Raw genomic sequence first — 24,777 nt, forward strand, 5'->3', positions numbered from 1 at the left:
TCTGACAACTATGAACGATACAAAACAAACCGGACAGCAGCGCATCCTGGTCGTGCTTCCCCATCCCGACGATGAATCCTTTGTGGCCGCAGGCACACTGTCGATGTACATCGCAGGCGGCGCCGAGGTCACTTATGCCTGTCTGACGCTGGGCGAGATGGGCCGCAACATGGGCATTCCGCCTTTTGCCAACCGGGTAAGCCTTCCGGGCATCCGCAAGGAAGAATTGGCGGCGTCGTGCCGTGCCATCGGCATACAGGACCTGAGAATGCTTGGCTTCCACGATAAAATGGTTGAATTCGAAGACCGGCAGCTGCTGGATTCCACAGTCACGGCGCTGCTTCTGGAATTGCAGCCGCAGATGGTCATTACCTTCTATCCGGGTTACAGCGTGCACCCCGATCACGATGCCACCGGGGCTGCGGTCATTCGCGCAGTCGGCCGGCTGCCGGAGGCGGAGCGGCCGGTGGTCTATTGCAGCGCTTTTGCGGTCAATCATGAGCAGGCGATCGGACAAGCGGATGTTATCTTCGACGTCTCCGATTTCCTGGACCAGAAAATGGCGTCGATCCGCGCCCATGCCACGCAATTTCAGGCGGCGGAGCTGGTCGGAAACCGTGAGCTGACCGCCGAAGAAATCCGGCTCCGCTACGGAACAGAGAAGTTCTGGACTTACCGGTTCGCGGACCAGGCCTAATGAATCTCATGAAGCTTTTCCATTAATTCGATGCTAACAGAAAGAACACAGGTGATGAAATGGAGCATAATCCGGCTGCCGACGACGGGATCAGGGCGGACAACTATAAAATTTTTGCCTGGCTGAGCCGCTACTTGAATGATGTCCCCGACTTCATCAAAGCGGAGGAGATTGCGGAGATTGTGCAATACGGCGTCTCCGAGGAATATGCCTTTGCCGTCATTCTGGCCGGCGCCTTCGGTCTGGATATTGCCGAGCAGCCGGAAGACAAGGCGCTGTTCAACAATTATTTGAGCCGGATGATTCATCAGCTTGATGCCGAAACATATGCAGATAATCCCTATTACAAGCATATCCAATTTTCCGCGGCTGCCGCCGGTGGCAGCGAGCTGAAATATGAGGCATATCAGCCGTATGAGGGCTTTGTCTGCAACGATATCCTCCGTACCGCCGAGGGACGGCAGCTTCCGCAGATCGGTTTTTTCAGCCAGGAGTTCAGGTATCCGGCAATTCTGGAGAACGGGCGGATCTGGATGACCGTAACCCCCAATGAAATCGAGACGATGCGCGAGGCGGTGGAGCGGGCGCACGGGCATGTGCTGGCGTTTGGCCTGGGGCTGGGTTATTACGCCTATATGGTCTCGGAGCAGGAGCGGGTACAGAGCGTGACGGTAGTGGACATCAATCCGGACGTTATTGCACTGTTCAAGGAGCATGTGCTGCCCCAATTCGGCCAGGCCCGAAAGATCAAGGTAGTCCAGGCGGATGCCTTTGCTTTCGCCCAGGCTGAGCTGCCCAAAGGAATGTACGATTTTGTGTTTACCGATTTGTGGCATGATGTGTCCGACGGCATTGACCTGTATTTACGGATGAAGCAGTACGAGCACCTCAGTCCCGGTACAGAGTTTATGTATTGGATTGAGAAGTCGATGCTGTGTTACCTGTAAATGAGCTCTGGAGCGGTTTTACGAAAAAAACATCAGAAGCGATCCGCAGGAATAGCATCTGCCGATCGCTTCTGTATTATTGCTTATGCAACTTGTGCTATTGACGGCGACGCGGTCTGACCACTCTGCCTAAAGAACCTACTTTTCCGGGAGTTTTTCTAATGCTCGACCGGCCCAATTTAAATTTCCGGGCTCTTTTTTTGGAGCGCAACGTATTTTTAAGTCTGGTTGAAGCATCATTTGTAAGAATCAATGTGAAATTCTGAAAGTTTCCGACCTGGATTTCTTCAAAACCTACTTGGTTACAGCCTTCGCCCTGGCATCTTTCGATCCAACACATAGTAAAGGCGGAGTCGGGAACATACGTGTAATAATCACCGCCCCAGTAATTATTGGCGTTATCTTCCGCGTAGATATAAAAATATTGATTTGCCGCAGACCCGCCCACAAGAAGTGAACGTCTTCCGGGAATGATCCGGTACCAGCCCCTCTTAACATAAGTGATGGGATTACAGTTAGGATCATAGTAACCAATGGCCACCCATACAGGGTTAGGGGTATTGTTCTGTACATAGAAGCCCATGAATATCACTCCATTCTATAGATTTGATTACACTGCTAGTATATGTAAATGCATAGAAGGTGATATAGACATTGGTAGAGGGAGACAAAAAAGGCGCCTTTAACGGATAAACGCACTGCTCTAATAATCAGGGCTTGGAGGAGCTTTGAAAATTATATTAGTAATTTATATAAGTTGCTGATATAATCGGCTCATGACTACAGAAAACTTTCCCAATCGAGAATTAGATGTTGCCGAACTGGCTATGGCTCTTGAACAAATGACGAGATTCATGATCCGGCTGCCGTCCGTGGACAAACTGAGCTTCACCTCGCTGTCGGTGCTGCACACCCTGACCCTGAAGAGCCCGCTGCGGCTTACCGAGCTTACCGCTACCGAGCAGGTGACGCAGTCGGCGATGACGCAGCTTGTGACCCGTCTCGAACGGGACGGACTGGTAGAGCGCCGGGCCGATCCGCATGACGGGCGGGTGGTGCTGGTGCACATTACCCCGGAGGGAGCCAGGGTCATTGAGTCCCGCCGGCATGAGCGAATTGCCGGGCTCGGCAGGTATATGGACGGACTGAGCCTGGAACAGCAGCAGCATATCGCTGCCGCCATTCCCGCCCTGCGGCGGCTGGCCGAGCTGGGCAACGGGAAGCAGTCGCCGCAGACTGTTACCGCACCAAAGGAGGAGAGACCATGACCACCGCGCGTGTTCCGCTTCCGCTGGAGCCAAGCCCGATCCATGTGCCCCAGCCCATTCTGGATGATCTGCAGACCCGGTTACTGAACACCCGCTGGCCGCTGGATGCCGGCAATGAAGACGGTTATTACGGTGTCCGCCGCAGCTATGTGGAGGAGCTTGTCCATTACTGGATTAATGAATTCGACTGGCGTAAGGCGGAGCGGGCGATGAATGCCTACGAGCATTATCAGGTGGAGGTGGACGGGGTGTCCGTGCATTTCATGCGCAAGCCGGGCGCCGGCCCGAATCCGGTGCCGCTGATCCTGTCCCACGGCTGGCCGTGGACCTTCTGGCACTGGTCCAAAGTAATCGATGCCCTGGCGGACCCGGGCGCATACGGCGGTAACCCGGCGGAGGCCTTCGAGGTCATTGTGCCTTGTCTGCCGGGATTTGGCTTCTCGGCGCCGCTGCCGGATCATCCGGAGATGAATTTCTGGAAGATTGCCGATCTGTGGCATATCCTGATGACAGATATTCTCGGCTACGGTAAATACGCGGCAGGCGGCTGCGATGTCGGCGCACTGGTGACCGGCCAGCTCGGGCATAAATACGGCGCAGAGCTGTACGGCATCCATATCGGGTCCGCGCAGAAGCTAAGCTTCTTCAGCGGCGAACGGGCCTGGGATTTCTCGGGCGGGCGGCCGCTGCCGGAGCAGCTGCCCCCGCATATCCGTGAAGGAATACTGCGTCTGGACCGCCGGTTTGCCTCGCATCTGGCGATCCATGTCCTGGACCCCGGCACTCTGGCCTTCGGACTCAGCGATTCGCCGGCCGGCATGCTGGCCTGGATGCTGGAGCGGTGGGAGCGGTGGAGCGATAACCACGGCGATCTGGAGACGGTCTTCAGCAAGGACGATCTTTTGACTCACGCGACCATCTACTGGGTTAATAATGCCATTGAGACTTCAACGCGCATTTACTCGAACAATAACCGCTATCCCTGGACGCCTGCCCATGACCGCTGGCCGGTCATTGAGGCGAAGACCGGAATAACCTTTGTCGGTTATGAGAATCCGCCGGGAGTGACCACGGAGCAGCGCGTGCAGCATTTTCTGGACAGCGACCGCGCCGTCTGGTACAACCACGTTAACATTACCGCCCATGCGCGGGGCGGGCACTTTATTCCGTGGGAGGTACCGGTGGAGTGGGTGGCGGATGTGCGGCGGACGTTTTTTTATAGTTAACTATATTTCCGGACAATAAAGAACGCTTCCTCCTCCATGTAAGAACATGGCTGAGGAAGCGTTTTTGGCTTGCCCGGAATGCAGGCGCGGCATTTAATAGAACGAACGGTTCTGGCGCATCCGCCGGGAGGCGGTGTGCAGAACCTCCCGCAGCTTGGCGTAATCCTGCGCCTCCAGCGCTTCGAGAATGCTGCCGTTCAGCAGCGTAGCGCTGAAATGCGGCTCCAGCGGGGTCATGCGGTAGTTCATGACGGCGATCAGGATGATCTTGCTCTGCAGCGTCTCCAGCATCTGCAGCAGGCTGCGGTTGCGCACCGAGGAGAGCAGGCAGCGGTCGAAATCGAGCGCTTTGTGAATATAAGCCACATAATCTCCGGCCTCCGTCGCTTCCTGCTGCTGGCGGAAATGCCCGCGGAGCTGCTCCAGCTCCTTGAAGCCCTCGCGTTCGATCACCGAGACGGCGTACAGCGTCATGGCCAGCGTGGTCTCGGCAACTTCGGCTGCCTCCTGGTAGGAGACCTCCTTGACCAGAACGCCCCGCTTCTGCAGCGATTGCACAATGCCCTCCGATTCAAGCCGGGAAATGGCGATCCGCACGGGTGTCCGGCTGACGCCGAGCTGCAGGGCAATTTCATTCTCCGACAGCATCGTTCCCGGCAGAATCTCACCTTGGATGATTTGATTTCTTAAATAGGCATAGGCCGTGTCGATCAGCCTTCCGGATTCCTTCATAACGGTTCTCAGCCTTTCCTATGAGTCATGACGCTAGTATAGAACGAAAGAGAAGAGAGCGTAAAGTTAAGTTTGTGTAAAAAAGTGTCATCGCAAGATCAACGCCCCTTTACAGAAATACCCGAAACCGCTAATACGGAGTTTACAAAAACCATGTAGTATTCTAGTTGTATTCATTTTCAATTTGAAGTATCTACAACTACTTGGAGGTATCGATCGTGAAAAAAACGCTTAGCCTGCTCCTGCTCCTCTTCACCGCCGTAACCGTACTGTCCGCATGCGGGACCAATAAGGCGGGAGCCATGGACAAATTCGTCATTGCCTATCTGCCCAGCGAGTCGAACGACAGCGCCGCAAAGCTGAACAAGGACTTTGAGGATTCGCTGTCGGAGGCCATCGGCCTGCCGGTGGAATCCTATAAAGCAACCAGCTACAATGCCGCCATTGAAGCGATCAAGAACGGCAAAGCCGATATGGCAACGTTCGGTCCCTTCTCTTATATCGTTGCTGTGGACCGGGCAAAGGTGGAGCCTGTCGTAGGTATCAGCCTGCCGTCGATGGCCGATGCACCGGCCTCGGTCATTATCGTTCCGAAAGACTCCGAGATTCAAAGCATCGCGGATCTGAAGGGCAAGACCATCGGCTTTGTTGATCCGGTATCGACCACCGGCCACCTGTTCCCGAAATCGATGATTGTCGATGAACTGGGCATTGACCCGGAGGAGCTGGAGACAAGCTTTTTCAGCAGCATCCAATTTGCCGGCAAGCATGACACAGCTGTTCTGGGCGTAGTGAAGGGTCAATACGACGCGGCAGGCGTATCCGGGATGTATCCGGCCATGCTGGCGGCCAAAGGTCTGATCGAGGAAGACTCCTACCGGGTGATTGCCGAATCCGGTCCTCTGAACGCTACGCCAATGGGCATCCGTTCCACGGTGCCGGAAGAGACCAAGAGTAAGGTTAAAGAGTTCCTGCTCAGCTATGACAACCCGGAGTATTTCGAGAATCTGTTCGGGATGGCCGATGCCAAGTTCGTGGAAGTGAGCGACAGCGATTTTGACAATATCCGCGATGTAGCCAAGAAGCTGAACCTCAGCACGGAGGAATTGCTGAAGTAACGAATACGGAAGGGAGGCTGGAAGCATGAGCCAAGTCGTATCACCTCACACGGAGCAGCGGCAGAAAAAAGCCAAACGCATGGTGTCGCTCGCCTTGCTGGCGGGGGCGCTGGCCTTCTCCATCTGGTATGTCAAGTTTGACATGGTCGAATTTATCAGCGGCATTCCGCTGTTCCTGAACTTTCTCTTTACGGATTTCCTGCCGCCGAACTTCGCGAATATGGACAGTTATCTCCGCCCGGTGCTGGATACGCTGATCTTTGCCGTAGTCGGCACGTTCATCTCTTCCCTGCTTGGACTGGTCATCGCCTTTCTAATGGCGCGGAACACCGCGCCGCATCCGGCGGTGCGGATCGCGCTCCGTGGCGTAGTCTCTTTTGTGCGGAACGTTCCGTTTCTGGTGTGGGCCTCGCTGCTGGTCGTCATCTTCGGAGTGGGCGCCATGCCGGGCCTGTTCTCCTTGCTGGTGTTCGGCACCTGCTTTCTGGCCCGGGTCTATGCCGAATCGATCGAGGAGCTGGACAAGGAGGCGACCGAAGCGCTGGAAGCCAGCGGCGCAACTTACGGGCAAATCATCAAGCACGCGATTATCCCGCAGTTTATGCCCGGTTATTTCTCCTGGACGCTGTTCATGTTCGAGATTAACATCCGCGCTTCGGCCATCCTCGGTCTGGTGGGGGCGGGCGGCATCGGCAGCAACCTGAAGCAATCGCTGGATCTATTCCAGTACAGCAGAGCCTCCATGATTATTGTGATCCTGATTGTGCTGATCCTGGCCGTGGAATTTCTGACTCAACGGATAAGGGAGCGGATTCTCTAATGCAGCAGCAAACTTCTTTTCAGGCGTACTCGCCGTCCCAGGCACAGCCTGGTGTCCAGACCTCCGGCGGCAAAATCAGAATCGGACACCGGCGCACCCAGCGCCAGACCAGGCTGTTCTTCGCAGCTGCGGCTGTGCTGTTCCTGGTCTGCCTGAGCCTGCTCGATTTGAGCTGGGAGCAGTTCCGCAGCGGCATCGCCGGACTTCCGGACATTATGTCCAAGGTAATGACTATTTCCTTCCATGCGTTTCCGGCGCTGCTGGACGGGATGGTAACCTCGCTCATTATTGCTTTTCTGACGGTGGTGATCAGCGTGGTGCTTTCCATCCTGCTGTCGTTTCTGATTGCCGAGAATATTACGCCGTTCAAGTGGGCCGGGCGTGCACTGCGCGTAGTGCTGCTGGTCATCCGCACCGTGCCGACGACCATCTGGGTGCTGCTGGCGGTGGCCAGCATGGGCTTCGGCTCTATGGCCGGGGTGCTCGGACTGATCTTCCCGACCTCTTCATACCTCATTAAGTCATTTGCCGCCCAGATTGAGGAATCCGGCGACGACACCATTGAAGCTATGCGCGCCGTTGGCGCTTCCTGGCTGCAGATCGTGTTCAAGGGGCTGCTGCCGAACCTGCTGCTGTCGTTCCTGGCGATCATTTCGTTCCGCTTCGAGATGGAGGTGGCCGAGACGGTCATGCTGGGGATGGTCGGCGCCGGCGGGATCGGCGTTCTGCTCCAGGACTACATTTCCTATTATGAGTTCGCCGATCTGGCGATGGGCATTATCATTGTGTTTGTAACCATCTTTGCCGTTGAGCTGATTTCAAACCGCGTCCGCAGCCGTTTGGCCCGGCGTTAATCGCAGGAGGGATAGTATGACTACAATATTGCAGGTAGAAGGTCTGGTCAAAAGCTATGCAGGCGGCACACTCGCGCTCAAAGGCATCGACCTGACTGTTGAAGCGGGAGAATTCATCGCCGTCATCGGCCCCAGCGGAGCGGGCAAATCAACGCTGCTGCGCTGCATCAACCGGCTGATTGAGCCGACGGAGGGAACGGTCGCTTTTCTCGGCGAAGTGATGAACAGCAAGAGCAAGGGCAGCCTGCGCCGCTGGCGGTCGCAGATCGGGATGATCTTCCAGCATTACAACCTGGTGAACCGCTCCAGCGTGCTGGAGAATGTGCTGCATGGACGCCTGGGCTATATGTCCCCGCTGGCGGGAGTGTTCAGCCGCTACAGTGAAGAGGACAAGCTGGCTGCCATTGCGCTGCTGCACAAGGTGGGCCTGGAGAACGAAGTGTTCAAGCGGGCGGATGAGCTCTCCGGCGGACAGAAGCAGCGGGTCGGCATCAGCCGGGCCATTATGCAGGAGCCGCAGCTCATTCTGGCCGATGAACCGATTGCTTCGCTGGACCCGAAATCGTCGGCGGTGGTGATGGATACGATTTACGAGAACTGCCGGGAGCGGGGCATTGCCTGTCTCGTCAACCTGCATCAGGTGGAAGTGGCGAAGAAATATGCAACCCGGATCGTGGGCATCAAGGGCGGGGCCAAAGTTTTTGACGGCGCACCGGAAGAACTGACTGAAGAAATGATCTATAATATTTACCAGGGCAAGGAACATGAGATGCATGCACAGGCGGCGGGAGAGTAGCAGGGCAACAGACGGCTTAGGCTTAGGCGGCACCAAGGCAACATTAAATCCAACAATAAAGGCGGGCGGAACGCATGACTACAACAACGAACAGCAGTATCGAACGGTTGCTGAAGCTGGAAGGCGCATATAATGTACGGGATATCGGGGGCTACCCGGCAGAACACGGGAAACTGGTGCAGCGCGGCCGGTTATTCCGTGCCGACGGCCTGCACAGGCTGACCGGAGGGGACCAGGGGCTTTTGCTGGACAAAGGTCTCCGCACGGTGATTGACCTGCGCCACGACGACGAATGTCTGGCGAAGCGCAATGTATTCGCAGATTCAGAGGCGCTGGCTTACTACAATGTGAGCCTGATCAATCCGGCAACGACGATGGAAGCGGACATCCGCTGCCTGGGCGACATGTATGTGAATATGCTGGATGAATGCGGACCGCAGCTTGGCCGCGTGTTCACGCTGATTGCCGAAGCCGGAGAAGGCGGCGTGCTGTTCCACTGTGCGGCCGGGAAGGACCGCACCGGTGTGGTCGCCGCGCTGCTGCTGGACCTTGCGGGCGTGCCAAAGGAGCTGATCGTGCAGGACTATGCCGAGACAGAGATCAACCTGGCCCCGCTGATGGCGGAGTTCCTGGCCGAGATGCCGGAAGAGATGCGCAGCGCCGGCTACGAAGCCTTTATGGGCAGCGCTCCGGAGAATATGGAGATCATGCTGCAGCATCTGCATGCCCGGTACGGCGGTGCGGAAGCCTATCTGGCTTCCATTGGCCTAAGTGAAGCGCAGCTTGCAGAGCTGAAACGGAGATTGCTGGAGGCCTAGTGCAGGCCAAATACGGATAAGCACGATGGACCCGCGCATGGCGCGGGTTTTTGGCGTGTTGGAGATATTTTTGCGAGGAAGTGAGTGTTCAAATGTATTGGGAGGATATACCGTGTAGCTCCACGAATACAGTGTGTAGAGTATAAGGAAGTTCTGTTTCTATCCATAGAGGGGGGACATTCATGCGATGGACAGTCTGGCGGTTACGGCCAGGTCTGGCCTTTCTGGCTGCAGTCTTAATAACGGGCTGTACGATGAGCGGAGATGCCTATGTAAAAGAAGTGCAATTACAGCAGTTGGATAAAGATGCCCGGCTTTATGTGGAGAGAATCAGGGACAGTGACGGTTTGTTTCTCTATTCTCCGGCAGGTGAACGTCAATATTTGATCGTCAACTATGCATCCGTAGCGAATGGGGAGAAGGCTCCCTATCTGGAAAAGCTTACGGCCGAAGTCCGGGAGGAGACGCTGAAGATCGAGCTGGAAGAACGGTCTGTATCCGATGTTGCGGATAAACGGCTGGGGGACATGCGGATTTACCGGCTGATTGGTTCGCAGGATTATTCGGCTATCCGGATTTATAAGAATGGAACGGAGACCTCCCTGAATTCCGCCGGGACCTGAAGCTGGGGCATAAACGCTTATAAGGCATTCTCGGGATAGCACCGGATTCCGCGCAGACTCTACAATAGCAGCAGATAAGTGTTTTTGGGGAGGCTGACAAAATGACTGTTGTATGCAGAGCCTATAGCGGAGAACCGGGGTTCTCTGCCGATTACGGCCGGGTGTTTGATTTCCTGGTCCGGCTGAATGCCGGGCAGGTACTTACCGAAGGTTTTCTGTGGGGCCGCTGGGAGTGGGCTTTTTCGTTGCCGTATCTGGAGACGGCGGCGTTGGGGCGTATGGGGCTGTGGGAAGACGAAGGGGAAGTGGTGGCCGTGGCGGTGACCGAGCAGGGGCTGGGCAATGCCTGGTTCGCCCTAGATCCCCGCTATGCCGGACTGAAAGCGGAAATGCTGGATTACGCCATCGGACAGATGAGCAAAGACGGCGCCGTAAAAGTGCTGATCAAGGACAGTGATGCCGAGCTTCAGAGAGCTGCCGCTTGCCGGGGCTTCCGGCCCACCCAGGAGCAGGAACGCAATGCCGTTCTGGAGATGGACAATACGCCGCTCGGCTATACGCTGCCAGAGGGTTACCGGATCGTAAGCCTGGAAGAGGAGTATGATTTACACAAATACAATAAGGTGCTGTGGCGCGGGTTTGACCATAAGGGACCGGTTCCCGGGACGGAGGAGGCAATCGCTAAAAGAAGGAGGGAGCTGTCCGCTCCGCATGCCGAGCTGGCTTTAAAGGTGGCAGTAGCTGCGCCGGACGGCGAATTCGTTGCCTATTGCGGCATGTGGCATCTTCCCGGCAGCGCTTATGCGCTGGTGGAACCGGTGGCCGCCGATCCGGCGTACCGCCTGATGGGGCTGGGCAAGGCCGCTGTTCTGGAAGGGGTAAGACGCTGCTGCGCGCGCGGGGCTGCCAGGGCTTTTGTCGGCTCTTCGCAGCAGTTCTATTACAACATCGGGTTCCGGCCGTACTCCTCGGAGACCTGGTGGGAGTATGATGCGGGCAGAGGGGCGAAGCGGGGGGAATGAGCAAGCCGATTGACGCCGACACCCGTGGAGCTCTCTACGTTCTATTGTATTTCGTACAGTAGATTGCCGAAAAATAGACTGAAATTTGCGATCTGCTGCACTTTGTACACTAGAATTTGGCTGTAGCAGCGTAATGGCGGTAATATGCAACAATCTGCTGCACAAAATGCAGCAGATTGCTTATCTGAGGCTATATTAAGGAAATCTATTGCACATTCTGCAATCAGAAGGTGCTAAGGGTCAACCCGCAGTTCCGGAGCAAACCGCGCCCGCTGCGGAGTTACCCGCGGGCCAGCTCGGCGCGCACGATCGGGGCGACCTTGGTGCCGAGCAGCTCGATGGCACGCATGACATCGCTGTGCGGCATGGTGCCGACATTGACATGCAGGAAGAAGCGGGTCACGCCAAGATTCTTGCGCAGCAGCAGGATCTTCTCGGCGACATATTCAGCGTCGCCGACATACAGTGCGCCGCGCAGGCTGCGGGCATCGTCGTAGGTGGCGCGGGTATAAGGCTGGTTCCAGCCGCGTTCCCGCCCGATGACGTTCATCTGCTCCATAGTCGGACGGAAGAACAGCTCGGCGGCCTGTTCGGTGGTCTCACCGACGAAGCCGTGCGAATGCGTGGCGATCTGCAGCGTATCGGGATTATGCCCGGCGCGGGCCGCTGCCTCCTTATACAGATTGACGAGCGGGGCGAAGCGCTCAGGCATACCGCCGATGATGGCAAAAGCAATCGGCAAGCCCAGCATCCCAGCCCGGATCGCCGATTCGGGATTGCCGCCGCTGGCAATCCACACCGGCAGCGGGTCCTGGACCGCGCGCGGATACACCGGAAGGTTATGAATGGCCGGGCGATGGCCGCCGGGCCAGCTGACCTTCTCCGAAGCGCGGATCTTCAGGAGCAGCTCCAGCTTCTCCTCGAACAGCTCGTCGTAATCGTCCAGGCTATAACCGAACAGCGGGAACGATTCAATGAACGAGCCCCGTCCGGCCATAATTTCCGCCCGGCCGTTCGAGATGCCGTCAATGGTGGCGAAGGACTGATAGACGCGCACCGGGTCATCCGAGGAGAGCACGGTTACCGCGCTGGTCAGACGGATATGCTTCGTCATGGCTGCTGCTGCGGCGAGGACAACGGCGGGGGCGCTGCCGGCATAGTCGATCCGGTGATGCTCGCCGATGCCGTACACGTCCAGGCCGACCTGGTCGGCCAGCACAATTTCCTCCACCGCATCGCGCAGCCGCTGGGCGTGGCTCATTACTTTTCCGGTTGCCGGGTCCGGGGTCGTCTCCAGAAAGGTACTGATTCCGATTTCCATTTGGTGATAATTATTTGTAAGGGTCATGGCAAACCGCCTCCTTTGATTCATAGACCCAGTTTACTATACTTTTTACTGTTTCTCAACTTTAGTAAGTGGAATTTCGCAAAAATCACCATTCCCCAAGCATTCTTAAATTACCCTAATGATCCGGGGACTAATGCAAATCACTATTTTTTGGCAGCGGTATCGTTGTCAGATGGCTCAAGCGACATGACAATGGATCGCTTGAATTCTTTCACCCGGGCCGGGGTTACTTCGGGTTGAAAAGTGACTACCCCGCCCAGTTCCCCGGCAGGATAACGGACATTACCGTCTTCGCCGATCTCGTACTTCCCCTGATAAACTCCGGTGATTACATAGGTTTCCTCCGCTGTGGCCGGACCTTCGTACCGCTGCAGAAACAGAATCAACCGGCTGCTGCTTTGGTTCAGGTTCATACTAAAAGCGGAGACTTCCAAAATCCCGAGCGTCTGCCCGGCAGTTGAAGCGTCGCCATGGATAACGTCTGTTATTTTAACCTCGTTCATCACAAAATTTGCCCCGGCGTAAGCCAGCTTACCGGAATTTCCGGTTAATTCAACCTCGGCGATGAGCGGGGAGGCTGCCGTCAGCTCAGCCAGCTCTTCATAAATCTCGGCCAAGTCCATCTGCGAATAATCCGCCTGTCCTGCAGAATTGTGCGATATTTGCTCAGGCTGCCTTTCTTGGATACATCCGCTGCATAAGAGTCCTAACATCAGTGCCAACGGCAGCAGGAACAGATATTTATGTTTCATAGTTAGCCCTCCCATTGTCATACGGGGATTTACGGAACCTTCCGTCACTCTCCAGACGCAGGAGTCCTGAATTAGGTTTCAGCCGATAGGACAATACACCCATTTCGGCAACTGGGCCCTTTTTGCCGTTCCTGCCATTTGTCCGCGAACATAGTTATATTGTAATACGGACAGAAAGCGGTGATCAGGTGGAAAGCGGAATCGGTAATACAGCTGCCGGATTTGCGGCCCAGGCCAGGGGACTGAATACAATGGCAACCGGGGAGGCAGCCCATTCGGAAGGGTACTCTACACTGGCGAGCGGAGCGACCGCGCATGCGGAGGGGAATGCCAGCGTGGCCAGCGGGGACGCCGCCCATGCGGAGGGCCATTTGACCCTGGCTACGGCGGATACAGCGCATGCCGAAGGGAGCTCGACCGAGGCCAGCGGCAGCGCATCGCATGCGGAAGGCTATGCTACCCATGCTACAGGTGAGCGTTCGCACGCCGAAGGCTCGATGACTATGGCCGCCGGGGGGGAGGCCCATGCGGAGGGCAGCGGCACGCAGGCTTGGGGCGACCGCTCGCACACAGAAGGCTATAATACCTCAACTCAGACGACCGGGGTCAATGCCCACGCCGAAGGCGAGGGCAATTCCGCCGCCGGACGGGCTGCCCATGTCGAAGGCGGGGGCGCGGACCCGCTGGGGAATGCGGCTCCGAACTTTGCCGGAGGCGCCGGCTCCCATGCGGAAGGTGTGGGCACCACTTCCCTTGGGTTTGCCGCCCATGCGGAAGGAGGGACGCCGGATATAACCGCCGCGCCGGGTCCGATCGCGCTGGGCGACTTCTCCCACGCCGAAGGGCAGAACACGGCGGCCGGCGGCTCGTCCGCCCATGCCGAAGGCGCCGGGACCTCGGCCAGCGGAGCCTATGCGCATGCCGAAGGCGCGAATACGACAGCCGACGGCAAGGCTTCGCATGCCGAAGGCTTCATGACCCGGGCGCTGGCGGCGAACGGCCATGCCGAAGGCGAGAACACGACGGTGCTCGCCGAGCACCCGGGCGCGCATATTATGGGGCAGAACGGCTCCACCCGGTTCGCCTATTCCTGGCATCTGGCCAGCGGGCTGGACGTCGGCCCGTCGCTGAATTCCGCCGTTATCGAGGGAGCCACGGGCAACCTGTATCTGGACGGCACGCTCAGTGCACCGGCGGCTGCGGATTACGCCGAGATGTTCGAGACGACGGACGGACGGACCATCGCGCCGGGGTATTTCGTTACCTTCGACGGCGCCAGCGAGAAGATCCGCAAGGCGGTGTCGTCCGATCCTTATATCCTGGGCGTTGTAAGCGCACGGCCGGCCGTTCTGGCCGATGCCAGCAATTTGCGCTGGCATAAGCTGTTTGTGATGGATGAATGGGGGCGGGTGCAGCTGCAGGAGGTCGAAGTGCCCGAGGTGAAGGATGAACTGGGCAATGTGGTACGAGCAGCCTTTATCAAGAAAGAGCCGGTGCTGAGTCCCGAATGGGACGGTTCGCAGGAATATATTCCGCGGCGGGAGCGGGAGGAGTGGGTGGCCGTGGGAATTATCGGCAAGCTGCTTGTCCGCGACGACGGCACCTGTGAACCAGGCGGCTATTGCAGGCCGAACGATGAAGGGATCGGCGTGCCGGCGCCGGAGGGCGAAGGCTACCGGGTAATGAGCCGCACCGGTGCCAGCCAAATCCGTGTCTTTATTAAGTAGCGGAGCAAAGCCGGCCGGCATTTGAAGACTTGGTTACCACACAAACATACCAGTGTAACGCAGAAACGGCCGACCGCCCAAGCCCGGACGGTACAGCCGTTTCTGCGTGTGTCTAGAATTTCCCCTTCTTGCCGGCAAGCTGAATGATCATGATAACAAGGACGAGCAGGGCAATGAGCTGATCTGTACTCATATCGGTCCGGGCCTCCAATCCTGTAGTGGAATGGCTCGTTCGGACCGGTTATCTCCTCTCCCGGGCGGAGATGCTCTGTTCACCCATGCTTCAATCTATGATACGGTTAACGGCATTAGTACCTAACCCCGTAAATAATTAATATAGGAGCTTCTCCATGATCATGACATCCACCGGCCGGCCGTCAAGCCTGCCTTGCTCTTTGAATACGCCGACCTCCCGGTAATTCAGTTTGCGATAAAGAGACTGCCCTTGCGCGTTGAAGGGAAACGTGAACAGCACGATTTTATAGAAATCCGCCTGCCGCGCTTCCTGCTCAAGTGCTTCTAGCAGCGCGGAGCCGATGCCCTGCCCGCGCTGTTCGCGCTCCACATATACGGACAGATCAGCAACGCCGTTGTAAGCGCAGCGGTGAGAGTAAGGATTCAAGGAAGCCCAGCCCTTAATAAGGCCGTCCGCCTCCGCAACCAGAGCGCGATAACGTCCCTGATGCGCACCGAACCAGTCGTTCATTTCCTGCAGACTCTTGGGCTGCGTCTCAAGAGTTGCTATTCTGTCGGCGATGCCTTGATTATAGATGTTTAGAATTGCGGGAAGATCTGCGGATTCGGCGGAGCGAACCTGCAATCCGGAGGAGGGCTCTGCGAGAGTGGAAGGATTAGCGGCACAGCCCTGCTCAGCCCCGCTGGCCGCTGCCGCAACGGCGGAATGCTCAGTACTGTAAGCTGCTGCCGTGCTGCCCTCGCCGGTATTGTGAGACGCTGCGGCAATGCCGCTCCGCCCGGTCATGCCAGCTGCTGCTGTACTATCGCCCTGTCCTTTACTGCCGGCCAGTGCCGTCCTGCTGCCGTTACCGGTATTCCCGGCTTGTAGTACAGCTTCAAGGGGCTTCCGCGCCTTGATTACGGCAGAGACAATATAGCTTTCAATATTTGAGCCGGGAACCCATTCTTGGATAAAAGCTCCGGATTCTTCCTTCGGTTCTACGGAAATCTCCATGAAACCGCTGGATTGCAGCAAGGTCGTCAGCTCGGCTGTGGAAGATGCGCCGGAAATACAGCTTGCATACAGCTCGCCGAAATCGCCGCGGATCTCCGGCGGCAGTTCTGCGGCCGTCACCACGTCGGAGACGGCCAGCCGCCCGCCAGGGCGCAGTACCCGGAAGGCTTCGGCGAACACCTGACCCTTATCGGGGGAGAGGTTGATGACACAATTGGAGATGATGACATCCACGCTGTTGTCGCTGACCGGCAGATGCTCAATCTCGCCAAGCCGGAATTCGGTGTTCATAAAGCCCCCGCGCAGTGCGTTGCTCCGCGCCAGGGAGAGCATTTCAGGAGTCATATCGACCCCGATGACCAGCCCCTCTGTCCCAATCTTGCGGGAAGCGAGAAAGCAATCGAAGCCGCCGCCGCTGCCCAGGTCAAGCACGGTCTCTCCCGGCTGCAATCCGGCGATGGCCTGGGGATTGCCGCAGCCCAAACCGAGGTTGGCACCCGGAGGAGCAGCATTCAGTTCATCGCCGGAATAGCCAAGCTTGGCTGAAATGGCATCGAACTCTGTGGGAACGGAGCAGCAGATATCAGCGCTCTCTGTGGAACAGCAGGAGCCGGAGGCGGAGCTGTGTCCGGTCACGGCGATTTGCCCGTAACGGTTGCGGACCGTTTGGCGGATTTGGTCATGGGTAGGCAGGTTCACGTCATCACTCCTTAAGCGGATTATAAAACTTGTTAATTACAAGTATTATTGGGCGAAGCACCCTCCTGTGCCGGCTGACAGCAGCGGCTTGACTTCCCCAATGCTTCATTAAAAATCTGCACCGAGCGCAGCAATGTCTCCTGTTCAAAGGGGGTCAGAAAGGAGAAGGCCTCATCCAGCATATCATTCATCTGCCTGTCTATGCCCCGGGCAACGGCTTCGCCCGGGGAGGTCAAGGAGAGAAGAGACACCCGGCGGTCGTCCGGCGCAGCAGTTTTGTGGATGAGGCCCATGCGGACCAGGGATTGCACCTGACGGCTGAAGGTGGTGAGATCCGTACCCAGCGCTTCCGCCACCTGCTGCATCGACGGGTTACGGCGGCGTTCAATCTCGTAGAGCAGATGGCTTTGCGTTAAGGAGATATCGTATCCGTCCACACTGCAGCAGCATTTGTTCAGCAGGCCTAACCTGCGGGTCATGACTTGAAAGAGTTCTCTGGCATTTTCCATAATGTACTCACCTCATACTTATGTTATAAAGATATTTATTGCAAAATGCAAGTTATTTAAAGGTGGACGCTGCAAAAAAAATTCTTGTTAACGGCTGAGTTCGGCTTTAGTATATAAGCATTAACTTATATAAAAGGGGGGAGCGGACACATGAACAGACTGGACGAGGTTGCCGGGGATCTTAAGCTTCTGGGAGACAAGACGCGTCTGGGGATGCTGGGGCTGCTGCGTGAGCGTGAATGGTGCGTATGCGAATTCGTGGATATCTTCGAGATTTCGCAGCCGGCGGTCAGCCAGCATCTGCGGAAGCTGCGGGTTAAGGGCATCGTTAAGGAGAGCAAGCGCGGCCAGTGGGTTCATTATTCGCTCGACGTGGCGGACAAGCCGCATATTGCGGCGGTTCTCGCTCAGCTGCCGGATACGGCGGCACTCCTGGACTTGCTGGGCAAGAAGCAGGGGGAGGGGTGCGCCGAATGTGATTAACCGGGCGGATCTTCCGGTGAGATATAGAGAATGAGCAGTGATTACTTTGGCTGGGAGTGTTTGTGAACATGACATGGTGCGGCGTACGGGAGGCTATATTGTGGTAGTGGTTGCCTGCCTGATCTTTATTGTTACTTTATTCTTCGTCATTTGGCAGCCGCGCAGGCTGTCGATCGGCTGGTCGGCTTGCGGCGGCGCGGCGTTGTCCCTGCTGGCGGGAACAGTAAGCTTCCAGGATGTGCTGGATGTTACGGGCATCGTCTGGAATGCGACGCTTGCCTTCGTGGCTATCATCCTGATCTCGCTGATCCTGGACCGGATCGGCTTCTTCGAATGGGCAGCGCTGCATATGGCGGCCGCCGCCCGCGGCAAAGGGGTAAAGATGTTTGTTTATGTTATCCTTCTGGGAGCGGTGGTCTCCGCCTTTTTTGCCAATGACGGCGCGGCACTGATCCTGACCCCGATTGTGCTGGCGATGGTGCGGGCGCTGAATTTTGACGAGCGGAAGGTATTTCCCTTTATTATAGCCAGCGGCTTCATCGCGGATACGACCTCGCTGCCGCTACTGGTCAGCAACCTGGTTAACATCGTGTCCGCCGACTTCTTCGGCATCGGATTTATGGAGTATGCGGGGCGTATGCTATTGCCGACCCTGTTCTCGCTGGGGGCAAGCCTACTGGTCTTATATCTTTATTTCCGCCGGAGCATCCCGGCAGAGTTTGACGCTTCCGGGCTGAAAGCGCCCAGTGAGGCGATTACGGACCCGCGCATGTTCAAGCTGTCCTGGTGGGTGCTGGGCGTTCTTTTAATCGGCTATTTTGTCAGCGAGTTTATGAGTATTCCCGTTTCGCTTGTAGCCGGCGTAGTCGCCGTGTGCTTTCTGCTGATGGCCAGCCGCAGCCATGCGGTTCAGACAACCGAAGTGGTCAAGGGAGCGCCGTGGGCCATTGTGTTCTTCTCGGTCGGAATGTACGTCGTTGTGTACGGATTGCGCAATGCAGGACTGACCGATGTGCTGGCCGGATGGATACAGACAGCGGCGCAGCATGGCTTACTGGCGGCAGCGATGGGGATGGGGTTTCTGTCTGCCGTGATCTCGTCGGTAATGAACAATTTGCCGACGGTACTGATCGGTGCACTGGCGATTGATACTGGGGATGCAACGGGTCTGATTAAAGAAGCATTGGTCTATGCCAATGTCATCGGCTCCGATCTCGGGCCGAAGATTACGCCGATCGGTTCGCTGGCGACGCTTCTGTGGCTGCATGTGCTGTCTTCCAAGGGCGTGAAGATCTCCTGGGGCACTTATTTCAAGACAGGCATTGTCCTGACGATTCCTACACTGTTTCTGACTTTGCTCGGCCTGTATTTAGGGTTGAAGCTGTTCTGATCGGATCGAAATCATAAATGAGGTTGAGAGGGGACCGATAACGATGAAACGAAGCATTATTTACTTTTTGTGTACAGGGAACTCCTGCCGGAGCCAGATGGCGGAAGGGTGGGCGAAGAAATATTTGGGCGAGAGCTGGGATGTATACAGCGCCGGTATTGAAGCCCACGGCTTAAATCCCAAAGCGGTGCAGGCGATGAGCGAGGCGGGTGTCGATATTTCCGGTCAGACCTCGGACATCATCGATCCGCAGCTGCTCGCCAGCGCGGATATGGTGGTCACGCTCTGCGGCGATGCCGCCGATAAATGCCCGGTGACCCCGCCGCAGGTGAAGCGGGAGCACTGGGGCTTCGATGACCCGGCCAAAGCGGCGGGAAGCGAAGAAGAAAAGTGGGCCGTCTTCTGGCGCGTCCGGGATGAGATCGGCCAGCGGATCCGGCGTTTCGCCGAGAGCGGGGAATAACGGGCGAATAAACACAGGAGCCATGCGGACATCATTCTGGTCCGTATGGCTTCTGTTGCGCACCCCGGGCTTATTTCTCAGGCTTGTGATATAGCCGCAGGCGAACGGGACATAATAACCGGCATCAGGAAGCGGGCTTTACAAAAGCTGGCCTGATTTGCTATCCTAGAGCCAATTCATTAACGAAACGCGATGATGAGAAGAGTAGATAAGGCGTTCCTTCACAGAGAGCCCCGGTTGCTGAAAGGGGGCAGGGAAGACTTTATTGAACCAAGTCTCTGAGCGGCGGATCGGAACCGGTCTTTACTTTAGGCCGGGGATGGTGCGACAGGCGCTCCTGTTACAGGGCTAGAGTATAACCCTTGCCGCAGGGCAAGGCCGTACTCGATGAGATTAATATGGCGACATATTAATAAACCTGGGGTGGCACCGCGAGAATCTCGTCCCCAAGACTATCGTCTTGGAGGTGAGGTTTTTTTTGTGTGCGGCGAAATGGCTGCGCGGGGATACCACCTAACAGGGAGGAATGAAGATGACGACAAACACGAACTTGAACGAAGATACAGCGAAAGATAATGTTCCGGAAATGCCGGAGGAAAATTTCATGGAGCGGATGATCCGGGAAGACGCAGAGGCCGGAACCTTCGGCCGGCAGGTCTGTACCCGGTTCCCGCCCGAGCCCAACGGCTATCTGCATATCGGCAGCGCTTTTGCGATTCTGACGAATTATAATCTGGCCCGGACCTTTAACGGGCGGTTTCATTTGCGCTTTGACGACACCAATCCGCTGAAAGAGGATATGGAGTATGTCGAGGCAATCATGGAGGATATCGGGTGGCTGGGCGCCAGTCCTGGCAGCCATATTTATTACGGCTCGGATTATTCCGCGAAAATTTACAATTGTGCGGAGGAGTTAATCCGCAAAGGCAAGGCCTATGTCTGTGAGCTGACGGCCGAGGAGCTCACGGCTGCCCGGGGAACGCTGACCGAGCCCGGGCAGGACAGTCCGTACCGTAACCGGTCCGCCGGAGAGAATCTGCAGCTGTTCAGGGAGATGCGTGAGGGGAAATATCCGAATGGCGCCAAAGTGCTGCGGGCCAAAATCGATATGGCCTCGCCAAACATCAATCTGCGGGACCCGGTGCTGTACCGCATTATCCATGCCCGGCATTACCGCAGCGGGAACGATTGGTGCATCTATCCGATGTATGATTTCGCCCATCCTATACAAGATGCGATCGAGGGAATCACGCATTCCTTATGCTCGCTGGAATTCCGGGATCACCGGCCGCTCTATGAATGGGTGCTGGAGGAGCTGGGTATCCCGCAGCCGCCGAAGCAAAGGGAATTCGGCCGGGTGAATCTGACCGGAGTCATCACGAGCAAGCGTTATCTGCGCCAGCTGGTAGCCGGAGGCTATGTGGAGGGCTGGGACGATCCGCGCCTGCCAACCTTGCGGGGCCTCCGCCGCAGGGGCTTCACGCCGGAGAGCATCAGACGGTTCGTGCAGGAGATCGGCATGGTCCGCAGCCAGTCGACCGTGGACTTTTCACTGCTGGAGCATTGCCTCCGGCAGGATCTGAAGGCTTCGGCCTCTTGCATTATGGCGGTCCTTCGTCCGCTCAAGGTAGTGCTGACCAACTACAGCGGAGGGGCAACCGAGCTTCTTACGCTGGATAACAACAGTGAGAACGAAGCACTGGGGTCCAGAAGTGTGCCGTTCTCCCGGGAGCTCTATATTGAGCGCGACGATTTCATGGAAGAACCGGCCCCCGGCTTCCGCCGGCTGATCCCGGGCGGGGAAGTGCGGCTCAAGGGTGCTTACATCATCCGGTGCGAGGAGGTGGTCAGGGATGCGGAGACCGGCGAAATTGCCGAGCTGCGCTGCATCTATGACCCGGACTCCAAGAGCGGCGGACCGAATAGCGGCCGTAAGGTCAAAGGTGCGATCCACTGGGTGGAGGCTTCACAGGCTGTTCCGGCAGAGGTAAGGCTGTATGAGCCGCTGCTGCTGGAGGAAGACGGAGCTGCAAGCGCCGGCGAGGATTGGGAGCACCGGCTGAATCCGTCTTCCCTGACCGTGCTGGAGCATTGCCTGCTGGAGCCTTGCGCCCTGGAGACGCTGCCGGAAGCCAAATACCAGTTCATGCGGCAGGGGTTCTTCTCGGCGGACACGAAACCGGAGGCGGGACGGCTGATCTTTCACCGCATCGTGCCGCTGAAGGACGGCTGGAAGGGGCGCAAATAAGGCCCCACATTGTTTCTACACAACCTCTCCTTATAATGAGGATGATTCCGAAATTCTGAAGGAGGTGGGGGCATGAAATGGTCCTGGCTGGTCACGCTCGTTTGCCCGCTGATGATGATCTTGATGATGTTTGGCGGCATGCGGGGGATGCACGGGAAAGGCGGACATTCCGCCAGGCAGCCGAAGCTGGAGGAGCTGCAGCGGGAGCTGGCGGAACTGAAGGCACAGAACGAACAAATACGGGCGGAGGTCCGGAGTATAAACGGATAACCATCGGCATCCCGGCGGGGAGTGCGGCCATCAGGCCGGCGCTCACCCGCCATTTTTTATGCATATTAGCATCTGCGTGCTTCGGGTCGTCCGCCACATTCCCGCAAGTGATTCCCTGATGACGAGTGGAGTTATAAATAGTAATGAAATGATAAAATGATTTCCATGAAAATTTCATTTACATCCTGCACCAACGGGCATATAATAGAGCCAAAGCAAAAGTTGCCCAAAGGAAACTTTGATGTATATAGACAACTTTTAGAATGAGGAGGGATGGATATGCTGGAACAAAGAACAGCCAAACAGCCGCTGGTTCTTAAGGGCGGCAACAGAGTATCTGCACAAGCGGTGCTGAACGGGGAGATCAAGGGATGGAGACGGCTGCTGCCGTTCCTGGGTCCGGCATTCATCGCTTCCGTAGCCTATCTCGACCCGGGAAACTTTGCCACCAATATTACGGCAGGCTCCAAATACGGATATCTGCTCCTGTGGGTAATTGTGGCTTCAAATCTGATGGCGGTGCTGATCCAGTCGTTATCCGCCAAGCTGGGCATTGCCACCGGCAAGAACCTGCCGGAAGTGGCGCGCGAGCACTTTTCCAAAGGTACCTCGATCTTCTTATGGATTCAGAGTGAGCTGGTGATTATTGCTACGGACCTTGCGGAGTTTATCGGCGCGGCACTGGGGCTGTATTTATTATTCGGCATTCCGATGCTTCCGGCGGCGTTAATTACGGCGGCAGGTTCGTTCGCGATTCTGGAGCTGCAGCGGCGCGGGTACCGTTCCCTGGAGGCGGGCATCTCGGGTATGGTGCTGATTGTGGTGCTGGCCTTTGCCTTTCAGGTCATCGTAGCGCATCCGGATGCCGGAAGCATCGCCGCAGGAATGGTGACACCCCGGTTTGAAGGCGCGGACAGCGTGCTGCTGGCGGCAGGCATTCTCGGCGCGACCGTTATGCCGCATGCAATTTATCTCCATTCTTCGCTGACACAGAGCCGGATTGTCGGGCGGGATGAGCAGGAGAAGAAGAAGATTTTTAAGCTGGAAATGGTCGATATCGTGATTGCCATGCTGATTGCCGGGGCCGTTAATCTGGCGATGGTCATCGTCTCCGCTGCGCTGTTTTTCAAGAATGGATTGGTCGTGGAGGACCTGGATGTCGCCTTCGAGCAGTTCCGCCAGTTATCCGGACCGGTTACAGCCGTTGCCTTCGGTCTGGGCCTGCTGATTGCCGGGCTGTCCAGCTCCTCGGTAGGAACCATGGCCGGAGATGTAGTGATGCAAGGCTTTATTAATAAAAGAATTAATCTGTACGTCCGCCGGGCGATTACGATTGTGCCGCCGCTGGCGATCATCGCCTCTGGCGTGAATCCGACGAATGCCTTGGTGATGAGCCAGGTCATTCTCTCCTTCGGCATCGCCTTTGCCCTGGTTCCGCTGGTGCTGTTCACCAGCAACCGCCGGATTATGAACGGTCTGGTCAACCGCAAGGTGACAACGGCGCTGGGCTGGATCATTTCGGCGCTGGTCGTGTCGCTTAATGTGTTCCTGATTGTGGAGATGTTTATGTAAAAGCCGGCTTACCGCCGGCTCTTTTTTTTTTGAATATTACCGTGTATAACAAGAGATGTTGTGCTACTTTTTGTGCGAGAAGGGTGTGTAAGGGCTGGACATCTGCAACATGATTTCAAAATTTCCCCACTCCATCCGATAATAATCATAAGGAAAAATTTACATACATAGCTGGCTTTATCGGGAGGGTGTCTCATGGACAGATATCTGGGGAAAATCATTAAAAATGACTTAAACAATGCATACGGAGTTACGGTAATTCCGGCAGGCAGTGTCCTGAATGAGGAACACCTGGAGCTGATCCGCAAACAAAGGATCAATGTGCTGGACATTGTTTTTGCCGGTTCAGAGGAAAGGGAGCCTGGCTGCGGGGAGAAGGTGGATCGGACGGTCGGTCTGGCCAAGGAGCTGTTTGAATCCTACAGGCTGACCCATAAGGTTCCGCTCGCGGATATCCGCAAAGAGGTCGTTCCCGCTGTGCTGGACATTGCCCTGACACCCGATATTTTCTCCCTGTTCCAGGCCATCCGGGGGACGGACGATTATACATACGAGCACAACATCGGCGTCGGGGTATTGTCCACGCTGATCGGCCGATGGCTGAACATGGACGAGGGGGAGCTTGCAGCATTGTCCCTTGCGGCTACACTCCACGATATCGGCAAATTAAAGCTGCCGGCAGAATTGCTGATGAAGCCTGGCAAGCTTACCGCCGGGGAATATGAAATGGTCAAGAAGCATACGGTTTACGGCTATGAAATGCTGAAGGAGACGGTGGGAGCCAATTCGCGCATGGCGCTCGCCGCACTGCAGCATCACGAACGCAACGACGGCAACGGCTATCCGCTGAGACTGACCGAGGAGCAGATTGATCCTTTCAGCAAAATCGTCGCCGTCGCCGATATTTTTCACGCGATGTCTTCGCGGCGTCCTTATCATGAGGCTATGCCTTTTCATATCATTGTCGATCAGATGCGCAGGGGCAGCTTTGGTGTGCTGGATCCGCATATCGTATCGGTCTTCCTCGACAATATCGTCAAACGGTCGATCGGCCGGGGAGTGGTGCTGACCGACGGACGGGTCGGGGAGATTGTCTACCTCAATCCGCATAACATCGAGACACCGCTCGTGCGTATCAAGGACGAATACATCGATCTCAGTAAGAACCGGCAGATTGCTATCCATTCCATCGCGGTGGAGTAA

Annotated in this window: 25 protein-coding genes, 1 pseudogene and 1 other annotated feature; of the genes and pseudogenes, 19 read left to right on the plus strand and 7 right to left on the minus strand. The window is 56.5% G+C overall.

The window, feature by feature from the left end:
- Nucleotides 1-10: 10 nt before the first annotated feature.
- Together bshB2 and F1381_RS23925 are read left to right on the plus strand one after the other, a co-directional pair.
- Entirely contained in the window at nt 11-697 is a 687-nt protein-coding gene (bshB2, locus tag F1381_RS23920; RefSeq protein WP_151737348.1) for a bacillithiol biosynthesis deacetylase BshB2, read from the plus strand.
- Nucleotides 698-756: 59 nt separating this feature from the next.
- A complete protein-coding gene (locus F1381_RS23925; RefSeq protein ID WP_151737349.1) occupies nt 757-1,644 on the plus strand; it encodes a spermine/spermidine synthase domain-containing protein in 888 nt (295 codons plus the stop codon).
- 97 nt (nt 1,645-1,741) lie between these two features.
- Here the strand turns inward: F1381_RS23925 and F1381_RS23930 are convergent, their stop codons facing one another.
- Nucleotides 1,742-2,227, minus strand: a complete 486-nt coding sequence (locus F1381_RS23930) for a DUF1036 domain-containing protein (protein WP_151737350.1) — start codon at nt 2,225-2,227, stop codon at nt 1,742-1,744.
- Between the two features lie 259 nt (nt 2,228-2,486).
- Here F1381_RS23930 and F1381_RS23935 point away from each other — a divergent pair, with 259 nt between their 5' ends.
- Entirely contained in the window at nt 2,487-2,912 is a 426-nt protein-coding gene (locus F1381_RS23935; RefSeq protein WP_246188178.1) for a MarR family winged helix-turn-helix transcriptional regulator, read from the plus strand.
- On the plus strand, nt 2,909-4,138 hold the full coding sequence (locus tag F1381_RS23940; RefSeq protein WP_151737352.1) for an epoxide hydrolase family protein: 1,230 nt from the start codon (nt 2,909-2,911) through the stop codon (nt 4,136-4,138). Before F1381_RS23935 ends, F1381_RS23940 begins: the two co-directional genes overlap by 4 nt.
- Nucleotides 4,139-4,231: 93 nt before the next feature.
- Here the strand turns inward: F1381_RS23940 and F1381_RS23945 are convergent, their stop codons facing one another.
- Nucleotides 4,232-4,870, minus strand: coding sequence for a GntR family transcriptional regulator (locus tag F1381_RS23945; protein ID WP_151737353.1), 639 nt, complete (start codon nt 4,868-4,870; stop codon nt 4,232-4,234).
- 218 nt (nt 4,871-5,088) lie between these two features.
- Here F1381_RS23945 and F1381_RS23950 point away from each other — a divergent pair, with 218 nt between their 5' ends.
- From F1381_RS23950 to F1381_RS23980, 7 genes are all read left to right on the plus strand, one after another.
- Nucleotides 5,089-5,988 carry a phosphate/phosphite/phosphonate ABC transporter substrate-binding protein gene (locus tag F1381_RS23950; RefSeq protein WP_151737354.1) on the plus strand — a complete coding sequence of 300 codons (900 nt, stop codon included), beginning with the start codon at nt 5,089-5,091 and terminating at the stop codon, nt 5,986-5,988.
- 25 nt (nt 5,989-6,013) lie between these two features.
- Nucleotides 6,014-6,808: a phosphonate ABC transporter, permease protein PhnE gene (gene phnE, locus F1381_RS23955; protein WP_151737355.1), complete on the plus strand. Its 795-nt coding sequence runs from the start codon at nt 6,014-6,016 to the stop codon at nt 6,806-6,808.
- Complete coding sequence (locus tag F1381_RS23960; RefSeq protein WP_151737356.1) at nt 6,808-7,662, plus strand: PhnE/PtxC family ABC transporter permease; 855 nt, start codon at nt 6,808-6,810, stop codon at nt 7,660-7,662. Before phnE ends, F1381_RS23960 begins: the two co-directional genes overlap by 1 nt.
- A gap of 16 nt (nt 7,663-7,678) precedes the next feature.
- Nucleotides 7,679-8,458: a phosphonate ABC transporter ATP-binding protein gene (gene phnC, locus F1381_RS23965; RefSeq protein WP_151737357.1), complete on the plus strand. Its 780-nt coding sequence runs from the start codon at nt 7,679-7,681 to the stop codon at nt 8,456-8,458.
- A 74-nt stretch (nt 8,459-8,532) separates the two neighbouring features.
- Nucleotides 8,533-9,276: a tyrosine-protein phosphatase gene (locus F1381_RS23970; RefSeq protein ID WP_151737358.1), complete on the plus strand. Its 744-nt coding sequence runs from the start codon at nt 8,533-8,535 to the stop codon at nt 9,274-9,276.
- Nucleotides 9,277-9,458: 182 nt separating this feature from the next.
- Entirely contained in the window at nt 9,459-9,899 is a 441-nt protein-coding gene (locus F1381_RS23975; protein ID WP_151737359.1) for a hypothetical protein, read from the plus strand.
- A gap of 101 nt (nt 9,900-10,000) precedes the next feature.
- A complete protein-coding gene (locus F1381_RS23980) occupies nt 10,001-10,921 on the plus strand; it encodes a GNAT family N-acetyltransferase (RefSeq protein WP_151737360.1) in 921 nt (306 codons plus the stop codon).
- Between the two features lie 280 nt (nt 10,922-11,201).
- On the opposite strand, the gene F1381_RS23985 is transcribed toward F1381_RS23980, so the two are convergent.
- Nucleotides 11,202-12,242 carry an LLM class flavin-dependent oxidoreductase gene (locus tag F1381_RS23985; RefSeq protein WP_151737450.1) on the minus strand — a complete coding sequence of 347 codons (1,041 nt, stop codon included), beginning with the start codon at nt 12,240-12,242 and terminating at the stop codon, nt 11,202-11,204.
- A gap of 170 nt (nt 12,243-12,412) precedes the next feature.
- Entirely contained in the window at nt 12,413-13,021 is a 609-nt protein-coding gene (locus F1381_RS23990) for a hypothetical protein (protein WP_151737361.1), read from the minus strand.
- A gap of 251 nt (nt 13,022-13,272) precedes the next feature.
- Between F1381_RS23990 and F1381_RS23995 the strand changes: the two genes are divergently transcribed.
- Complete coding sequence (locus tag F1381_RS23995; RefSeq protein WP_151737362.1) at nt 13,273-14,748, plus strand: peptidase G2 autoproteolytic cleavage domain-containing protein; 1,476 nt, start codon at nt 13,273-13,275, stop codon at nt 14,746-14,748.
- Nucleotides 14,749-15,079: 331 nt separating this feature from the next.
- Here F1381_RS23995 and F1381_RS28635 read toward each other — a convergent pair whose 3' ends face one another.
- The 3 genes and pseudogenes from F1381_RS28635 to F1381_RS24005 all read right to left on the minus strand — a co-directional run bounded on the left by F1381_RS28635 (nt 15,080) and on the right by F1381_RS24005 (nt 17,148).
- Nucleotides 15,080-15,568, minus strand: coding sequence for an arsinothricin resistance N-acetyltransferase ArsN1 family A (locus tag F1381_RS28635; protein WP_246188184.1), 489 nt, complete (start codon nt 15,566-15,568; stop codon nt 15,080-15,082).
- 258 nt (nt 15,569-15,826) lie between these two features.
- Nucleotides 15,827-16,639: pseudogene (locus F1381_RS28640) on the minus strand (arsenite methyltransferase); the annotation flags it as partial.
- A gap of 32 nt (nt 16,640-16,671) precedes the next feature.
- The gene (locus F1381_RS24005; protein WP_151737364.1) at nt 16,672-17,148 is read right to left on the minus strand and encodes a MarR family winged helix-turn-helix transcriptional regulator; all 477 of its coding nucleotides are present in this window, start codon (nt 17,146-17,148) and stop codon (nt 16,672-16,674) included.
- Nucleotides 17,149-17,298: 150 nt separating this feature from the next.
- On the opposite strand from F1381_RS24005, the gene F1381_RS24010 reads away from it, so the two are divergent.
- From F1381_RS24010 to F1381_RS24040, 7 genes are all read left to right on the plus strand, one after another.
- Complete coding sequence (locus tag F1381_RS24010; RefSeq protein ID WP_151737365.1) at nt 17,299-17,631, plus strand: ArsR/SmtB family transcription factor; 333 nt, start codon at nt 17,299-17,301, stop codon at nt 17,629-17,631.
- A 73-nt stretch (nt 17,632-17,704) separates the two neighbouring features.
- Nucleotides 17,705-19,021, plus strand: coding sequence for an arsenic transporter (locus F1381_RS24015; RefSeq protein WP_151737451.1), 1,317 nt, complete (start codon nt 17,705-17,707; stop codon nt 19,019-19,021).
- A 43-nt stretch (nt 19,022-19,064) separates the two neighbouring features.
- Nucleotides 19,065-19,484 (plus strand): arsenate reductase (thioredoxin), encoded by a 420-nt coding sequence (gene arsC / locus F1381_RS24020; protein WP_151737366.1) that lies wholly within the window; start codon nt 19,065-19,067, stop codon nt 19,482-19,484.
- Between the two features lie 183 nt (nt 19,485-19,667).
- Nucleotides 19,668-19,935: a binding site (T-box leader), on the plus strand.
- Between the two features lie 135 nt (nt 19,936-20,070).
- Nucleotides 20,071-21,732: a glutamine--tRNA ligase/YqeY domain fusion protein gene (locus F1381_RS24025; protein ID WP_222850484.1), complete on the plus strand. Its 1,662-nt coding sequence runs from the start codon at nt 20,071-20,073 to the stop codon at nt 21,730-21,732.
- Between the two features lie 72 nt (nt 21,733-21,804).
- Nucleotides 21,805-22,002, plus strand: a complete 198-nt coding sequence (locus F1381_RS24030; RefSeq protein ID WP_151737368.1) for a DUF2933 domain-containing protein — start codon at nt 21,805-21,807, stop codon at nt 22,000-22,002.
- Nucleotides 22,003-22,281: 279 nt separating this feature from the next.
- Nucleotides 22,282-23,574 (plus strand): Nramp family divalent metal transporter, encoded by a 1,293-nt coding sequence (locus F1381_RS24035; protein ID WP_151737369.1) that lies wholly within the window; start codon nt 22,282-22,284, stop codon nt 23,572-23,574.
- 195 nt (nt 23,575-23,769) lie between these two features.
- Nucleotides 23,770-24,777, plus strand: a complete 1,008-nt coding sequence (locus tag F1381_RS24040) for an HD-GYP domain-containing protein (protein WP_151737370.1) — start codon at nt 23,770-23,772, stop codon at nt 24,775-24,777.

It is taken from the genome of Paenibacillus tengchongensis (genome assembly GCF_008973665.1).
Taxonomy (GTDB): domain Bacteria; phylum Bacillota; class Bacilli; order Paenibacillales; family Paenibacillaceae; genus Paenibacillus_AQ; species Paenibacillus_AQ tengchongensis.